Genomic DNA, 16006 nt, shown 5'->3' with positions numbered 1-16006 from the left:
CCTATCCCTGACGTCAGGGCGAACGCGTCCATACAGATCGGTCCACCGGTTGCGGGGCGGGATCGAAAGACCCGGTGCCGCCTCTGCGCGTGGCTAACCGATCCGCTGCAGCCCGGCGACGAAGAAGCCGTCCAGCCCGCCCTGTTCCGGCCAGAAGGACGGCAGGACCCGCAGCCATCCTTCGGGCGTCAGCGCCTCGCCCGGCGCGCCCACGGCGGCGGGATCGGCCGGGATGGTGCGGAACGCCGGGTTGCGGCGCAGAAAGGCGATGATCTGCGTCTCGCCCTCCTCGCGCTCCAGCGAGCAGACGCAATAGACCAGACGGCCGCCCGGTCTGACCCGCAGGGCGGCCGCATCCAGCAGTCGGTGCTGCACATCGGCCAGTTTGGCGACCTCGGCAGGCCGGGTGGCCCGAAGCACTTCCGGATTGCGCCGCAGGGTGCCGGTCGCCGTGCAGGGCGCATCCAGCAGGACGGCGTCGAAGGTGCGGAGGTCGTCCCAGGCCTCGGCGGCCGTGACGACGATCTCGGCCGACAGCCCGGTCCGCTCCAGATTCTGCCGCAGGCGACGCAGACGGGCCTCGGAGCGGTCCAGCGCGACCACCGACGCGCCGGAGGCGGCCAGTTGCAGGGTCTTGCCGCCCGGGGCCGCGCACATGTCCAGCGCCGTCTCGCCGGCCCTTGTGGCCAGCAGCCGGGCGGGAATCGCCGCTGCCGCGTCCTGGATCCACCAGCCGCCCGTGTCATATCCGGGCCAGGTCGAGACATCGCCGCGAACGCCGGACCGGACCGTGCCGCCCGGCAGGACCGTGGCCTCCAGGGCCTCGGCCAGCGCCCCTGCGTCCTCGCCGGGCTTCAGGCTCAGGTCGGTCGGCGGTTCCTCGCGCGCGGCCAGGGCGATCGCGGCGAGCGTCGCAGGCCCATAGGTCTGACGCCAGCGCGCGGCGATCCAGTCGGGCAGGTTGGACTCGGCCGTGGTCAGGCCCGGCCCCTCGCGTTCGACGCCGCGCAGGACGGCATTGACCAGGGCCTTGTAGGGCCGGGTCCTGGCATCGCGCTCGGCCAGCTTCACGGCCGTGGAGACCGCGGCGAAGGCGGGCGTGCCCAGAACCAGCGTCTGGGCCAGCGACACCCGCAGCAGGGTCCGCACGGCCTCGGGCGGTGACTTCTGCAGGCGCTGGTTCAGGATGTGGTCGATCTCTCCCAGCCGCCGCAACGCCGCCATGGCGACCGCGCGCGCGAAGGCCCGGTCGGGTCCCGGCAGGGCGGCGACGGCCGGCAGGGACATCGCCTCGTCCAGGCCGTTCCGCCGTTCCAGTGCCGCGTTCAGCAGGATACCGGCAGCGATTCGCGCCTCGACGCCGATGTCGGCGGCACCGTCCGGCTCGGCCGGTCGCTGGATCGGTTCGCGCCTTGGGCCCCTCGCCTTGTCGGCCATGCGCCGACCCCGTGCCCCGGAATCCCTGCCCCCTGGCGAGCCCCCGCTCAAACAGACACCGTCATACGGAGACCTGCGCGCCCAGCTCGACCACGCGGCCGGGCGGGATGTGGAAGAAGTCGGTCGGATTGGCGGCATTGCGCATCAGGAAGATGTACAGCTTGTCCTGCCACAGCGGCATGCCTTGCGACGCCGAGGGCACCACCGAGCGGCGTCCGAGGAAGAAGCTGGTCGACATGATGTCGAACTTCAGCCCCTGTTTGCGGCACAGGCCAAGAGCCCGGGGCACCTGCGGGCTTTCCATGAAGCCGAACGACAGGGTGATCTTCTTGAAGTCATCGTTGATGGGCTCCATCGTGACGCGCTCCTTGTCAGGCACACGCGGCCGGTCGGTGGTCCGCACGGTCAGGATGATGTTCTTCTCGTGCAGCACCTTGTTATGCTTCAGATTGTGCATCAGGGCGACGGGGGCGACCTCGGGGTCTGACGTCAGGAAGATGGCCGTACCGGGTGCGCGATGCGGCGGGCGGGCCCGGAGCATCTCGATCAGGTCGACCAGCGGCAGACTGTCCTTCTTGGCCTTGGCCGACAGGATCTGCGATCCCCGCGTCCAGGTCCACATGATCAGCACCAGGATCGCGCCCAGGACCAGCGGCAGCCAGGCCCCGTCGGGAATCTTCAGCAGGTTGGAGGTCAGGAACACCGTATCGATGAAGCCGAACGGGATCAGCGCCGCCAGGGTGGCCCAGATCGACCAGCTCCATTTCCGCGTGATGACCGACCAGGCCATCAGGGTGTTGATGAGCATCACGCCGGTGACCGCTACACCATAGGCGGCCGTCAGGTTGTGCGAGCTCTGAAAGACGAACAACAGGGTCAGGACCCCGAGCATCAGAAAGGTGTTGACGGCCGGGACGAAGATCTGGCCGGCTTGGGTCTCCGAAGTGAAGCGGATGTCGATCCTGGGCAGAAGCCCCAGCTGGACGGCCTGCTGTGTGACCGAGAAGGCCCCAGTGATGACGGCCTGGGATGCGATCACCGTCGCCGCGGTGGCCAGGGCCAGCATCGGCCAGTAAGCGAATTGCGGCACCATCGACCAGAAGGGGTTCTCTGCGGCACTCGGATTGTCCAGAATCAGAGCGCCCTGGCCCAGATAATTCAGCGTCAGGCAGGGCAGGACGAAACACAGCCAGCCCATCCGGATCGGGGCCTTGCCGAAATGGCCCATGTCCGCATACAGCGCCTCGGCCCCGGTGACCGCCAGGAAGACGCTGCCCAGGATGATGAAGCCCAGGAAGCCGTCGCTGAGCAGCAGCATCACGCCGTAATGCGGCGACAGGGCGCGCAGCACCGAGACGTCGTCGAAGATGTGATAGAGGCCCAGGGCCCCGAGGCTGAGGAACCAGATGGCCGTGATCGGGCCGAAATACCTGGCCAGACCCGCCGTGCCGCGCGACTGGACCAGAAACAGGCCGATCAGGATGGCGGCCGAGATCGGGACGATGAAGGCGTCCAGACGTGTGCCTACCCCGGGAGCGTCCTTGACCCCCTCGATGGCCGACAGGACCGAAATGGCAGGCGTGATGATGCCGTCGCCATAGAAGAGGGCTGCGCCGCAGACGCCAAGCGCGAAGATCCAGGCACTGCGCCGTCCTACGGCGTGGGTCGCCAGGGCCATCAGGGCCAGGGTCCCCCCTTCGCCCCTGTTGTCAGCGCGCATCAGGAACAGGACGTATTTGAACGTCACCACGATCATCAGCGCCCAGAAGGCCAGCGACACCACGCCGATGACGGCGAGGTCGCCGCCGACGCCAGACCGGGCATGAGCGATCGCCTCGCGCAGGGCGTAGAGCGGGCTGGTGCCGATGTCGCCGAACACGACGCCGATCGCGCCGATCGTCAGCGCCCAGAACCCGGCCTTGCCGTGCGCCGGACCGACTGCGAGCGCGGACGCGGGTGCGGGTGCGGGTGCGGGCGTTCCGTCGCTGGAACCTGTGAGCGGGGCGGGGGAAGCGCCGTCGCCGGGGGATGCGTCCCCTGCCATGAGAATCCTCCGGGTACCGCATCTGGCGGACCCATCAAAGCGGAGCGCCTTTAGGCCCATTGCGCGGGGGTTTCAATCGCGCGGCTGCGGTTTCGGTTGCACCGTGTTCGCGCGGGCCGAAAGCGACATTTGTGATTCGCGGCCCGGGTGCCTACCTTCCGGGTTGGAACCCACACAAATGTCAGACAGCCAACGCTTTCCCGTCGCCGCCCACGCCCTGGCCTATCTGGCCCACAAGGGCGCGTACGACCCCGCGCACGCGGCGCCCAGTGCGGTCCTGGCCGCCTCGGTCCCGACGAACCCCGTGGTCATTCGCCGCGTCACCGCGCTTCTGGCCAAGGCCGGCCTGATCGCGACCCGTCCGGGCGCGTCCGGGGGCTCATGGCTGCTGCTGCGCCCCGAGGACATCCGGCTGGATGTGGTGCTGAAGGCTGTCAACGGCTGCGCCCACCTTGGCTCGGCACCGGCCGGAGCGAAGGGCTGCCCCGTGGGCGAACATATTCCCCGTCAGGTCGGCAAGGTGCTGACCCTGGCCGATCAGGCGGCATCGGAGGCTCTCAGCCGCATCACCATCGCCGATCTGCTCGCCGAGAACGCGGCGGCGCTCGACGGCGTCGCCGTCCATGGTGCCTGTGCCGGCGCGGTTCAGGCCGGTGCCCGGGTGCCGGCCTGAACCCGACGGTGCGACCCCGTATCCTCATCACCGGAGCCTCCGCCGGGATCGGTGCCGCCCTGGCGCGGGTCTATGCGGAGACGGGCTGGGACCTGATCCTGACCGCGCGCCGGGAAGCGGTCCTGTCGAGGCTCGCCGACGAGATCAGAGCCGGTCACGGGAGCGATGTCGTGGTCATCCCGGAAAATCTGGCCGATCCGGAGGCTCCCGAGCGGCTGGTCCGGGCCATTGCGGCCCGCGGCCTCACTGTCGATGGCCTGATCAACAACGCCGGCTTTTCGCGCACGACCGGGTTTCTGGCGACCGACCCCGCCCGGCACGCCGCCATGGTGCAGGTCATGCTGTCGGCGCCGGTCGCCCTGTCGCGGCTCCTCCTGCCCGGCATGGTCGAGCGCGGGTTCGGGCGGATCATCAACGTGGCCTCCCTGGCCGGTCAGATGCCCGCAACCGGGGGCGATACCCTGTACGGACCGATCAAGAGCTTTCTGATCAAGGCCTCCCAGGGGCTGTGGCTGGAGACGCGCGGCACCGGCGTCCACGTTACCGCCCTGTGCCCCGGCTACACCCTGACCGAGTTCCACGACGTCAATGGCTCGCGGGAACAGGTGTCAGCGGCCTATCCGGCCTGGATGTGGCAGACGGCGGACCACGTCGCCCGCGTCGCCCATGCCGCCTGCGAGGCCGACCGGCCGCGCGTGACGCCGGGCCTGATGAACAATGTCCTCGCAGCCCTGGGCAAGCTGCTGCCGGACGGTCTGGCGCTGCGGATGGTGGCCGGGCATGCGCGGCGGCTGAAGCGGATTTGACCCGCCTCGCTTGAGCCCGACCGCAAATCAGACGCCAGGACAGGATGATGGCGGCATCGTCGCGGCCGGGTCGCAGGTCGCGCCGGGCGCCTTGATCAGCGCCTGCGCCCTCGCCAGTCCGGACGGGGTGATCGGACGGCATTTGCTGGCCAATGCCTGCGCCAGTGTCGCCCATGACAGTGTGGTCGGTGACTTCGTTACTCTGGGCCCTCGCGCCTGTGTGAATGGATCGGTCCGGATCGGTGACGGGATTTCGCCCGCGCGCAGGGGCGAGGTCGTGGGGCGCCTGGCGACGAGGGCGATCGCGGCCGGAGCCAGGATCATGCTGACCGGCCTGGCTTAGTCCTTCGACCTAATGCCCGCCGGTCGGATAAGGTGCGGTCACGCCCGTGGCGAACATGCCGGGCAGGGCCTCGCCCAGACCCGCCAGGATGAACTGGATCGCCAGGGCGCACAGGATCAGGCCCAGAACGCGCACAATGATCGCCATGCCGACATCACCCAGCACCCGGCTGATCGGCGCCGTGGCCGAGAAGGTCACGAAGGTCGCGAAGGCCGCCGCCCCGATCGCCAGCATGCCCGCGACCGTTCCGGCATAACCCAGCTTCTGCGCCTCGCCCGCCTGGATGATGATGGTGGAGATGGCTCCCGGTCCGATCAGCAGCGGCATGGCGAAGGGCACGATCAACCGCTTGAACCGCCGCTGCGCATAGCCGCGCACGTCCTTGGCGTCGGCGGCTGCGTCGGTGTCCGCGAACATGGTCAGGAAGTCGCCGCGCGTCATGTCCAGGCCCAGCAGCAGCAACAGGATCCCGCCCGCGATCCTGAACGCCGCCAGCGATATGCCAAAGAACTGCAGCAGCCACAGGCCGGTGAAGAAGAAGAAGGCCAGAAAGACGGCGATGAAGACGCAGATCAGGGCCGAGACCGACAGTCGCTGGCGCGCGGTCGCCCCCGTCGTCGCGGCGGCGAAGATCGGGATGTTGCCGATCGGATCGACCAGGGCGAACAGGGCCACGAACAGGTTGACCCCCAGATCGAGCGCGTTCATTCCCTGTCCCTCAGCCCATCAAGAATCGCCGGTCGCCCGACGCGAACCCTCGCGCCCCGTCTAGCCGGTCATGCGGAGCCCGTCGATGACCTCGCCTCTCCTGTCCGACCCGCGCCTGATCGTCGGCCTCGATCTGCCCTCGGTCGAGGCGGCCGGTGCCCTGGTCGAGCAGCTGGGCGACGGCGTGAGCGTCTACAAGGTCGGGCTGACCCTGCTGGCGCGCCCCGGCGGCGTCGCCTTCGCCCACGGCCTGCGCGACAGGGGCAAGCAGGTGTTCCAGGACTGGAAACTGCATGACATCGGCGCCCAGGTGGAAGGCGCGGCGCGCTCGGTGGCCGAGGGCGGCTGCGACCTGCTGACCGTCCACGCCGAGCCGCAGGTGATGCGGGCCGCCGTCAAGGGTCGCGGCGGACTGGCGACGAAGATCCTGGCCGTCACCGTCATGACCAGCCTTTCGGACGAGGACCTGAAGGCGATCGGCTATTCCGCCCGCGCCCGTGATCTGGTCGAGGCCCGCGTCCATCAGGCCCTTGATTGCGGCGTCGACGGTGTCGTCTCCAGCCCGCTGGAGGCTGACCGGGTGCGCCAGATCGCGACCGGGGCGGGCCGTCCCGACTTCCTGATCGTCACGCCGGGCGTTCGCCCCGTCGGAGCCGAGGTCGATGACCAGCAGCGCGTGGCTACCCCGTCTGCCGCCCTGCGCGCCGGGGCCACCCATCTGGTGGTCGCCCGGCCCGTCATCGCGGCCTCCGACCCCGTCAGGGCCGCTGCCGCGATCGTCGCCGAAATGGCCGGAGTGGCCTAACCCCGCTCGCCCGGCTCCTGCCGATAGGGCAGGCTGACCCCGTCGTCGTCGGGGGGCAGGTCGCCGTAGTATCCCGGCGGCGCCTGAATATAGACGGGGGCCTGCTCGATCACCCGGGGCGCGTGGGCGGCCGGTGCATAGGGACGAGGCGCAGGGACCGGGGCTCCATAGCCGCTGCCATAGGGCTGGCCTTCATAGCGTTCGTAGCCCCCGGACGAATAGCCCTGTTGCACATAGCCCCGGCCTTCCATGCTGGCCTGGTAGTCGTGATCGCGATATTCGACCGACTCCTGCGGGGCGGCGTAGTAGGGCTGGGCCACATAGCGCGGGCCCCCGCAGCGGCAGTCGCTCCGACCATGCGGATCACGATCCGAATACCGGTTTCCGTGATCGTAGCCGCCGTCGCAGCTGACGTAGCAGGACGGCGGAGGCGGAGGCGGAGGCGGCGCGCCGCACGATCCGCACCGGTCCGTGGTCACATAGCGCCGTCCGAACCCGCGCACGGCATAGCCGAACGGACGACTGGGGCCATAGCCGGGACCACGGACGACCACCGCGCCGACGTTGCCGCCATAGCCCAGCGAATCCCAGCCGCCATAGCCGCTGCCCGAGACGATCGCGCCGCCATAGCCACCGCCGCCCCGGATCGCCCCGACATCATAGCCGCGCGCATTGATGACCGCACCGGCCCCGGCATACGAACCGGCATCGGCCCCGGCGTTGGCGTTCACATTGACATTGACGTTGGTGTTGACGTTTCCGCCACCGTACCCCGGGTGGTGACCGCCATAGCCGCCGCCGGGGTGACCGCCGCCGCCGCAGCCGCTCATGCAGCCGCCTCCCCCAGGGTGGCCGCCGCCGGGTGGTCCGCTGTGTTCACCGGCCGAGGCGGGCCCGGCCAACAGCGTAATGGCGGCGAATGTCGAGATCAGAAGGGTTTTCACTGGGCGAGACTCCACGCATGGCGTGCAGCCTAGAGCGTCAGATCGCGCTTCGGTTCCGGATGCGCCTGAGGCGGGAGGTATGCTTTCCAAACGTGGTAAAACTCCCCTCCCCGGCGTGAAGCCGATACCGGGTCCCGCCGGGAAAGCGCTCGACGGTTGTCGGCGGCACCCCCCGTCGCTACGACAGTCCGGCTCCTTTCAAAGGCTTGCTGACCCATGCCCGACCAGACCGACAAACAGACCTTTTCCGATCAGGAGGCCCTGGATTTCCACCGGCTGCCGCTGCCGGGCAAGATCTCCATGGCTCCGATCAAGCCGATGGCGACCCAGCGTGACCTGTCCCTGGCCTATTCGCCGGGCGTGGCGGTGCCGGTGCGTGCCATCGCCGACAATCCGGACCTGGCCTACGACTATACGTCCAAGGGCAATCTGGTCGCCGTGATCTCGAACGGCACGGCCATCCTGGGCCTGGGCCATCTGGGCCATATGGCGTCCAAGCCGGTGATGGAGGGCAAGGCCGTCCTGTTCAAGCGGTTCGCCGACGTCGACAGCTTCGATGTCGAGGTCAAGACCACCGACCCGGACGAATTCATCACCGTGGTCAAGAACATCGGCGACACCTGGGGCGGGATCAATCTGGAGGACATCAAATCCCCCGAATGTTTCGTGATCGAGAGCGAGCTTCAGGACCAGCTGGACATTCCGGTCTTCCACGACGACCAGCACGGCACCGCCATCATCTCCACGGCGGGCCTGATCAACGCCTGTCACATCACCGGGCGCCGGTTCGAGGACGTGAAGATGGTACTGGTTGGGGCCGGCGCTGCCGGCCTGTCGTCCCTGAGCCTGATGAAATCCCTGGGCGTCAGGCCGGAAAACGCCACGGTCGTCGATCTGCACGGCGTGATCTACCGCGGGCGGACCGAGGGCATGGACCAGTGGAAGTCGGTCCACGCCATCGACACCGAAAAGCGCACCCTGGCCGAGGCCATGGTCGGGGCCGACGTCGTCCTGGGTCTGTCGGCCAAGGGGGCGATCACGCCCGCGATGGTCGCCTCCATGGCGCCCCGGCCGATCATCTTCGCCATGGCCAATCCGGATCCCGAGATCACCCCGGAACAGGTTCTGGCCGTGCGCAAGGACGCCATTATCGCCACCGGCCGCTCGGACTATGTGAACCAGGTCAATAACGTCCTGGCCTTCCCCTATCTGTTCCGCGGCGCCCTCGACGTGCGCGCCCGCCAGATCAATCACGAGATGAAGATCGCCTGCGCCCACGCCCTGGCCCAGCTGGCGCGCGAGGACGTGCCGGACGAGGTCGCGGTGGCCTATCGGGGGCGCAAGCTGAGGTTCGGGCCGGACTACATCATCCCGACGCCCTTCGATCCGCGCCTGATCTGGTACATCCCTCCGTTCGTGGCCCAGGCCGCGATGGACACAGGGGTTTCCCGCGTCCCGATCGACGATATGGACGAGTACCGCGCCCGGCTGCGCGAACGGGTCGATCCCTCCGCCGCCCTGATGCAGAAGATTTCCTCGGCCGTGCGCGCCGCCCCGAACAAGAGGATCGTGTTCGCGGAGGGCGAGGAATCGACCGTCATCCGCGCCGCCTGGGCCTTCAAACAGGCCGAGCTGGGCACGCCCGTGCTTCTCGGCCGCGAGGACCTGGTTCGCAAGAACGCCGCCGAGGCCGGGCTCGACTTCGACGCCATGGGGATCGAGATCGTCAACGCCCGGGTATCCGAGCGCAACCTCGAATACACCGACTTCCTGTACGACAAGCTGCAGCGGCGCGGGTATCTGCGCCGCGACGTCCAGCGGATGATCAATCAGGACCGCAACTATTTCGCCGCCGCCATGGTCGCGCGGGGGCAGGCGGACGCGGTGGTCACGGGCACGACCCGCAACTTCAACATGGTGCTGAAGGAGATCCGGCGCGTCCTCGACGTGAAGGACAGCCTGATCGGACTGTCCATCGTCCTCGCCAAGGGCCGGACCATTTTCGTGGCCGACACCTCGATCCACGAGCTGCCGGATGCCCATGAATTGGCCGACATCGCCATCCAGGCGGCGGCGACGGTCCGCAAGCTGGGCCGCACCCCGCGTGTGGCCTTCCTGTCCTATTCCACCTTCGGCAACCCCCCCGGAGAGCGCGGCGACAATGTCCGCGCCGCCATCCGCATCCTGGATGCCAAGGGGGTGGACTTTGAATATGAGGGCGAAATGCCGCCCGAACTGGCCCTGGATCCGGGCCAGCGGGCCAACTATCCATTCATGCGGCTGAGCCGGGACGCCAATGTGCTGGTCATGCCGGCGCTCCATTCCGCCGCTATCTCGACCCAGCTGGTCCAGGCCCTGGGCGGGGCGACCGTGATCGGGCCGCTGCTGGTCGGGCTGGAGAAGTCGGTTCAGATCGTCTCTCTGGGGGCTTCGGTCTCGGAGATCATCACGGCTGCGACCTTCGCCGCCTATGAGGAAAGCGGCAGCGTCGCCTTTGAACCCGACGACACGGTCGAGGCCCCGCATCCCAGCAAGGCGGCCGAACGCTCGATGGCCGCCACCGCGGTGCCGCCGACGGTATGATCGATCAGGCGGGGTGACGCGTCAGGCAGTCGCCGGGTCGGCCGGGTCCCTTGTCTTGCGGTGGTGATTGAGCAGCAGCCAGCACAGCAGGACGGCCGGGATTCCGACCGCCGCCGTGCTCGCGAAGAACAGGGCGTAGGCCTCCATAAGGGACCGTCCGGGTTCCAGGCTTTCCACCACCACGCCCGAGAATCCCTTCAGGAACTTTCCGAGCAGGGCATAGAAGGAGCTGAGCAGGGCGTACTGGGTCGCGGTGTAGCCGATGCTGGTCAGGCTGGCCATGTAGGCGACCAGGGCCGCGCCTGCGAAGCCTTCCGAGAAATTCTCGACGAACAGGACGCCTCCGAAGACTGGCGTCGACAGGCCGACGACCGCCATGAGGGTGTAGCCGAGGTTGGACAGCGGGCCGATCAGGGCACCGAGCAGCAAGGTCTTGCCGAAGCCGAACCGCACCGCGAACAGCCCGCCCGCCGCGATGCCGAGGAAGGCCGCGATCAGGCCGACGCTCAACCGCATCGCGCCGATCGTCGGCTTGTCCAGACCGAGGTCGGTATAGAAGGGCCCGACCATCGGCCCCATGACGAAGTCGGGCAACCGATACAGGCTGATCGCCGCCAGCATCAGAAAGGCCACGGCACCGTGGGTCTTGAGGAAGGTGAGGAAGGGGCCGACGATGGCGTCGAACAGTCCGCGTGGACTCAGAAGGGAGACCTGACCGGTGACCTCGGCCAGGGTGCGGCGGTCCACGGGCTCCTTGGCGAACAGGGTGGCAATGATGGCCAGACTCATCGCCGCGCCCCAGACGGCATAGGCCCCGTTCCATCCCAGCCAGGCCGCGAAGAACAGGATCAGGGCGTTGCCCGCGAGGATCGCGAAACGATAGCCGAGCTGGAAGGCCGATGTCAGCAGGGCCTGGTCCTCGTCGCCGTCGGCGCTTTCGATGCGCCAGGCGTCCACGACGATGTCCTGCGTGGCGGAGGCGAAGGCCGTGACGAGGGCCGCGATGCCCAGCGCGGTCAGTCCGCCCTCCGGTCCGATGATCGCCATGCCGATCAGGGACAGGCCGACGACGATCTGCGAGAGAAGCATCCAGCCCCGCCGCCGTCCGAACCGGCCGAGGAACGGCACGTCGAAACGGTCGATCACCGGGGCCCACAGGAACTTCATCGAATAGGCCAGCCCGACCCACGAGATGAAGCCAATGGCGGCCAGTTCGGCTCCGCCTTCGCGCAGCCACAGGCTGAGCGTCGCGCCCGTCAGCAGAAAGGGAAGGCCGGAACCGAAGCCGATCACCAGGGCGATCAGCACCCGACCCCGGCCCAGGGCCTTGAACACCTCCATCGCGCCGGCCGCCGTCTTCGGCGTGGGCGTATCGTTCGCTGGCGTGTCTTGGGTCATGAGGATCGGCGTCTCCAGCGGACGCCCCCCCGGCGTCGCTATACGGCCGCGACCTTGGCGCGGATGTCTCCGGTCGTCCAGCGCACCAAAGCTGACCGCAACGCCTCGAGCTCCAGCGGCTTGACGAGGTGGTCGTCCATCCCGGCCTCCAGACAGACCTTGCGGTCCTCGGCGAAGGCGTTGGCGGTCAGGGCGACGATGGGCGTGCGGTCGCCCGCGGCGCGGATCTCGCGGGTGGCGGCGGGGCCGTCCATGACCGGCATCCGCATGTCCATGAAGACGAGATCGTACCGGGCGCGCTTCATCGCCGCCACGGCTTCGCTGCCCGTGGCGGCGGTCTCGACGACGCAGCCCTCGCGCCGCAGCAAGGTCCTGGCCAGAAGCGCGCCGACCGGATTGTCCTCCGCCAGCAGCACCCGCGTTCCTGCGAACCGGACGGGCAGGACCCGGTCGTCCTCAGGGGCCGCGAGGCGCGGGGCGCCGGGCAGGGCCTCCGCCTGATGCGCGGCCAGGACCCGTTCGACGAGCGACGCACGGCGCAGGGGCTTGATCAGGTAGCCGGCGAACCCCATCCCGCGATAGCGGACGATCAGCTCGCGCTCGGACGGTTTCAGCAGGATGATGCCGCGCCCGCCCTCGGGCAGGGCCGCCAGCGCCTGGCCGGTCTTCAGGGTCTCGGCATGATCGACCAGGGTCACGGGCGCCAGGTCACCGGTCGGCCAGGGCGAGCCGCCGCTGGCCACGATCTGGGCCTCTGCGGCCTCACGGACGAACGCGTCGGGACTGCGCACCGCGACCAGGAGTCCGTCCAGCGGTCGGGCGCGGGGCGCGGCATCGGGGGCCGCCTCGAAGGCCGCTTCGAACCGGAAGCGCGAGCCCGGCACCGCGCCGGCGTCGGGGCGATCCTCGACGGTGACGGTCCCGCCCATGGCCCGCGCCAGTTTCTGGACCACCGCCAGGCCCAGCCCGGCCCCGCCATGGCGCGTGGCATCGGAGGCATCGACGTGGCCGAACTCCTCAAAGATGCGCGCGCGGGCCTCGGCTGGAATACCCGGCCCCGTGTCGTCGACGATGAAGGCCAGCACCGGCCGGACGTCGGTCCCGCCCGCCCGCTCAACGGCAATGCGGACACCGCCGGTGTCGCTGAACTTGACCGCGTTTCCGGCCAGGTTGAACAGGACCTGACGCAGTCGGCCCTCGTCGGCCATGATGTCGGTTGCATCGGTGCCGACCGACCACACGATTTCCAGCCCCTTTTCGTGGGCGCGAGGGCTCAGCAGTTCCGCGACGCCGCGCACCAGGCCTTCGGGATCGACGGGCGCGAGGTCGAATTCCAGCTTGCCGGCTTCGAGCCGGGCATAGTCCAGCAGGTCGTTGACGAGGCCCAGCAGGTGCTCGGCCGAATCCCGGGCGGCCTCGGCATAGGCGCGCTGTGCGCCGTCCAGTCGAGTGCGTGTCAGAAGGCCCAGCATGCCGATGACGCCGTTCAGCGGCGTGCGCATCTCGTGGCTCATCAGTCGCAGGAAGGGATCCGCCCCGCCCAGATTCGTCACCGGGGTCGTGTCCGCTGCCGTGCTCGCCCTGGTTCGCCGCGCCATGCCCGCCTCCGCTGGGACGGAGAGTGGGCGAAAGGCGTTAACGACCGCCTATCGGCTACCAGGCGGGCATCGCAGCCTGTCCGCCCCCCTGCCGCTCGAAGTCGCCCTGGGCGCCGACGGTGGACCGGCGATAGATCAGGGCCTCGGCGATGTGGCGGCGGAGGACCCCGGTCGCGCCTTCCAGATCGGCGATGGTCCGGGCCAGCCGCAGGGTCCGGGTCCAGCCGCGCGCGGTCAGCCCCCCGGCCTCGCCCGCCCGCATCAGCAGGGCGCGACCGGCCGCGTCCGGCGTGGCGAATCGCTCAAGCACCTCGCCCGAAGACCGGGCGTTCAGGGCCTGCATCGGGTCCAGTCCCGCCTCCCGCACCCGGTCCTCCTGCATGGCGCGGGCGACGGCGACGCGCGCCGCCGCCTCGGCGGTGCCCTCCGCCGGGCTGGGCAGGGCCATGTCGGCGGCAGTGACGGGCGGGGTCTCGACCGTCAGGTCGATGCGGTCGAACATCGGGCCGGAAATGCGGTTTTGATAGTCGCGCTGGCACCGGGGGGCCTTGCCGCACGCCCCTTTCCCCGCGCCGCCGAGGCCACAGCGGCAGGGATTCATGGCCGCCACCAGCTGGAAACGCGCCGGATAACGGACATGGGCATTGGCGCGGGCAACGACGATTTCGCCCGTTTCCAGCGGCGCGCGCAGACTGTCGAGCGCCTGGGCCGAATATTCGGGCAGTTCATCCAGGAACAGCACGCCGTTGTGCGCCAGCGACGCCTCGCCCGGCCTGGCGCGCAGGCCCCCGCCAGTCAGGGCGGCCATGGAGGCGGAGTGGTGGGGGCTGCGGAACGGCCGCTCGCGCGTCAGGGCTCCGCGCTCGATCAGCCCGGCGATCGACCAGACCATGGAGGTTTCCAGCAGCTCCGTCGGCGTCAGCGGCGGCAGCAGGCCCGGCAGGCGCTGGGCCATCATCGACTTGCCCGATCCGGGCGGGCCGACGAACAGAAGGTTGTGGCCCCCGGCGGCGGCGACCTCCAGAGCCCGCTTGGCGCTTTCCTGACCCTTGACGTCGCGCAGGTCAGGCACGGCCGTTCCCGACCGCACCGGCCCCGGCTCGGGCGCGCGCAGGATGGTCGTGCCCTTGAAATGGTTGATCAGACCGATCAGGGACCGGGGGGCCAGGATCGAGACGTCGCCCGCCCAGGCCGCCTCCGGCCCGTTCGCCTCGGGGCAGATCAGGCCCAGCCCCATGGCCGAGGCGGCGACCGCGGCCGGCAATGTGCCGCCCACCGGCTGGATCCGTCCGTCGAGGCCCAGCTCCCCCAGAGCCGCCCAGCCCTGAAGCGCATCGGGCTGGATCACGCCGAGCGCCGCCAGCAGGGCCAGGGCGATCGGCAGGTCGAAATGACTGCCTTCCTTGGGCAGGTCGGCGGGGGCCAGGTTGGCGATGATCCGCTTGGCCGGCAGCGCCAGGCCGATGCCGGCGAACGCCCCGCGCACCCGCTCCCGGCTCTCGGCCACCGCCTTGTCCGGCAGGCCCACGATGGAGAAGACCGTCTCGCCGTCCTTGCCGACCAGTTGCACCTCCACGGTGACGCGGCGCGCCTCGACCCCCTCGAACGCCACCGTCGCGATGCTGGCCAGCATGTTTCGCCCCATGGTTCGCAGGGATCAAAACATAAACAAATCCAGGTTGCAAGTGGGGCGATATGCCCGCCTGACGCGCGTCAGCCGTTCGGAATACGCTTCGCCTCGATCACGTCCCACAGGATCGACGCCGCATCGATGCCGGTGAAGTCCTTCAGCTGGACCGCACCGGTCGGCGAGGTCACATTGATCTCGGTCAGATAGTCGCCGATCACGTCGATGCCGACGAACAGCAAGCCCTTTTCCTTCAGCACCGGCCCGACGATGGCGCAGATTTCCAGATCGCGCGGCGTCAGCTCGACCGGCGCAGCCGTGCCCCCGACCCGCAGGTTGGAGCGCACCTGGCCATCGGCGGGCACGCGGTTGATGGCCCCGACCGGCTCGCCGTCGATCAGGATGATGCGCTTGTCACCCTTTGACACGGCGGGGATAAATTTCTGGATCACCAGCGGATCCCGTGACCCCGCCATGTGGATCTCGACAAGGGCCTCAAGATTCGGATCGTCCGCCTTCAGCCGCACCACGCCCGATCCCGCCGCCCCGTGCAGGGGCTTGAGCACGACGTCGCCGTGGCGTTCGTGGAATTCAACCAGGGCGACCGGGTCCGCGCTGATCAGCGTCGGCGGCTGGACGCCCTCGAAACGCGTGGCGAACAGTTTTTCGGGTGCGGAGCGGACCTCGGCCGGGTCGTTGACCACCAGGGTGCGCGGGTGGACCGTTTCCAGCAGATAGGTGGCGGTGACATAGGCCATGTCGAACGGCGGGTCCTGACGCATCAGGATCACATCGACATCGCGGCCCAGGTCCAGCTTCACCTCCGGTCCGAACGAAACGTGATCCCCGTGGACCTGGCGGATCGTCACCGGCCGGGCGCGGCACGACAGGCTGCGGTCCTCCAGCGCCAGGGTGCGGAAGTCATGGACCCACAGCGCATGGCCACGCTGCTGCGCCTCCATCATCAGAAAGAAGGTGGTGTCCGAGGCGATGTTGACCCCTTCGATGGGGTCCATCTGAACAGCGACGCGCAGCATGTG

General features: G+C 69.0%; 13 protein-coding genes. 5 read left to right on the top strand and 8 right to left on the bottom strand.

Annotation, left to right across the window (positions count from 1 at the left end):
• Positions 1-93 precede the first annotated feature (93 nt).
• Positions 94-1437, bottom strand: a complete 1344-nt coding sequence (locus HZ989_RS03070) for an RsmB/NOP family class I SAM-dependent RNA methyltransferase (RefSeq protein ID WP_245162429.1) — start codon at positions 1435-1437, stop codon at positions 94-96.
• A 61-nt stretch (positions 1438-1498) separates the two neighbouring features.
• Complete coding sequence (locus HZ989_RS03065) at positions 1499-3481, bottom strand: potassium transporter Kup (RefSeq protein WP_209322184.1); 1983 nt, start codon at positions 3479-3481, stop codon at positions 1499-1501.
• Positions 3482-3659: 178 nt separating this feature from the next.
• On the opposite strand from HZ989_RS03065, the gene HZ989_RS03060 reads away from it, so the two are divergent.
• From HZ989_RS03060 to HZ989_RS03050, 3 genes are read left to right on the top strand one after another with little or no spacing between them, the layout of a single operon-like run.
• Positions 3660-4154, top strand: a complete 495-nt coding sequence (locus tag HZ989_RS03060; RefSeq protein WP_209322183.1) for an Rrf2 family transcriptional regulator — start codon at positions 3660-3662, stop codon at positions 4152-4154.
• Between the two features lie 8 nt (positions 4155-4162).
• Positions 4163-4960, top strand: a complete 798-nt coding sequence (locus tag HZ989_RS03055) for an SDR family oxidoreductase (RefSeq protein ID WP_209322182.1) — start codon at positions 4163-4165, stop codon at positions 4958-4960.
• 10 nt (positions 4961-4970) lie between these two features.
• Positions 4971-5303: a hypothetical protein gene (locus HZ989_RS03050; RefSeq protein ID WP_209322181.1), complete on the top strand. Its 333-nt coding sequence runs from the start codon at positions 4971-4973 to the stop codon at positions 5301-5303.
• 9 nt (positions 5304-5312) lie between these two features.
• On the opposite strand, the gene HZ989_RS03045 is transcribed toward HZ989_RS03050, so the two are convergent.
• Positions 5313-6011, bottom strand: coding sequence for a MarC family protein (locus tag HZ989_RS03045; RefSeq protein ID WP_209322180.1), 699 nt, complete (start codon positions 6009-6011; stop codon positions 5313-5315).
• Between the two features lie 85 nt (positions 6012-6096).
• Here HZ989_RS03045 and pyrF point away from each other — a divergent pair, with 85 nt between their 5' ends.
• Positions 6097-6816 carry an orotidine-5'-phosphate decarboxylase gene (pyrF, locus tag HZ989_RS03040; RefSeq protein WP_209322179.1) on the top strand — a complete coding sequence of 240 codons (720 nt, stop codon included), beginning with the start codon at positions 6097-6099 and terminating at the stop codon, positions 6814-6816.
• On the opposite strand, the gene HZ989_RS03035 is transcribed toward pyrF, so the two are convergent.
• Positions 6813-7646, bottom strand: coding sequence for a hypothetical protein (locus tag HZ989_RS03035; protein WP_209322178.1), 834 nt, complete (start codon positions 7644-7646; stop codon positions 6813-6815). The two genes, pyrF and HZ989_RS03035, sit on opposite strands and share 4 nt — an antisense overlap.
• Before the next feature lie 330 nt (positions 7647-7976).
• Here HZ989_RS03035 and HZ989_RS03030 point away from each other — a divergent pair, with 330 nt between their 5' ends.
• Complete coding sequence (locus HZ989_RS03030) at positions 7977-10343, top strand: NADP-dependent malic enzyme (RefSeq protein ID WP_209322177.1); 2367 nt, start codon at positions 7977-7979, stop codon at positions 10341-10343.
• A gap of 21 nt (positions 10344-10364) precedes the next feature.
• Here HZ989_RS03030 and HZ989_RS03025 read toward each other — a convergent pair whose 3' ends face one another.
• From HZ989_RS03025 to gshB, 4 genes are all read right to left on the bottom strand, one after another.
• Positions 10365-11741 (bottom strand): MFS transporter, encoded by a 1377-nt coding sequence (locus HZ989_RS03025; protein WP_209322176.1) that lies wholly within the window; start codon positions 11739-11741, stop codon positions 10365-10367.
• Positions 11742-11779: 38 nt separating this feature from the next.
• Positions 11780-13339: a response regulator gene (locus tag HZ989_RS03020; RefSeq protein ID WP_209322175.1), complete on the bottom strand. Its 1560-nt coding sequence runs from the start codon at positions 13337-13339 to the stop codon at positions 11780-11782.
• A gap of 55 nt (positions 13340-13394) precedes the next feature.
• Entirely contained in the window at positions 13395-14972 is a 1578-nt protein-coding gene (locus HZ989_RS03015) for a YifB family Mg chelatase-like AAA ATPase (RefSeq protein WP_209322174.1), read from the bottom strand.
• 80 nt (positions 14973-15052) lie between these two features.
• On the bottom strand, positions 15053-16003 hold the full coding sequence (gene gshB, locus HZ989_RS03010; RefSeq protein WP_209322173.1) for a glutathione synthase: 951 nt from the start codon (positions 16001-16003) through the stop codon (positions 15053-15055).
• Between the last annotated feature and the right edge of the window lie 3 nt (positions 16004-16006).

This window comes from Brevundimonas sp. AJA228-03, assembly GCF_017795885.1.
In the GTDB taxonomy this organism is placed as follows: Bacteria; Pseudomonadota; Alphaproteobacteria; order Caulobacterales; family Caulobacteraceae; genus Brevundimonas.
Note: the sequence above shows the minus strand (reverse complement) of the source record. Positions and strands in the feature narration are given on the sequence as shown.

What these genes read in the sequence shown, in the direction of transcription:
- HZ989_RS03020 (WP_209322175.1), bottom strand. Translation starts at nt 13,339, where the DNA reads ATGGCGCGGCGAACCAGGGCGAGCACGGCAGCGGACACGACCCCGGTG.
- HZ989_RS03045 (WP_209322180.1), bottom strand. Translation starts at nt 6,011, where the DNA reads ATGAACGCGCTCGATCTGGGGGTCAACCTGTTCGTGGCCCTGTTCGCC.
- HZ989_RS03070 (WP_245162429.1), bottom strand. Translation starts at nt 1,437, where the DNA reads ATGGCCGACAAGGCGAGGGGCCCAAGGCGCGAACCGATCCAGCGACCG.
- HZ989_RS03065 (WP_209322184.1), bottom strand. Translation starts at nt 3,481, where the DNA reads ATGGCAGGGGACGCATCCCCCGGCGACGGCGCTTCCCCCGCCCCGCTC.
- gshB (WP_209322173.1), bottom strand. Translation starts at nt 16,003, where the DNA reads ATGCTGCGCGTCGCTGTTCAGATGGACCCCATCGAAGGGGTCAACATC.
- HZ989_RS03035 (WP_209322178.1), bottom strand. Translation starts at nt 7,646, where the DNA reads ATGAGCGGCTGCGGCGGCGGCGGTCACCCCGGCGGCGGCTATGGCGGT.
- pyrF (WP_209322179.1), top strand. Translation starts at nt 6,097, where the DNA reads ATGACCTCGCCTCTCCTGTCCGACCCGCGCCTGATCGTCGGCCTCGAT.
- HZ989_RS03060 (WP_209322183.1), top strand. Translation starts at nt 3,660, where the DNA reads ATGTCAGACAGCCAACGCTTTCCCGTCGCCGCCCACGCCCTGGCCTAT.
- HZ989_RS03025 (WP_209322176.1), bottom strand. Translation starts at nt 11,741, where the DNA reads ATGACCCAAGACACGCCAGCGAACGATACGCCCACGCCGAAGACGGCG.
- HZ989_RS03015 (WP_209322174.1), bottom strand. Translation starts at nt 14,972, where the DNA reads ATGCTGGCCAGCATCGCGACGGTGGCGTTCGAGGGGGTCGAGGCGCGC.
- HZ989_RS03030 (WP_209322177.1), top strand. Translation starts at nt 7,977, where the DNA reads ATGCCCGACCAGACCGACAAACAGACCTTTTCCGATCAGGAGGCCCTG.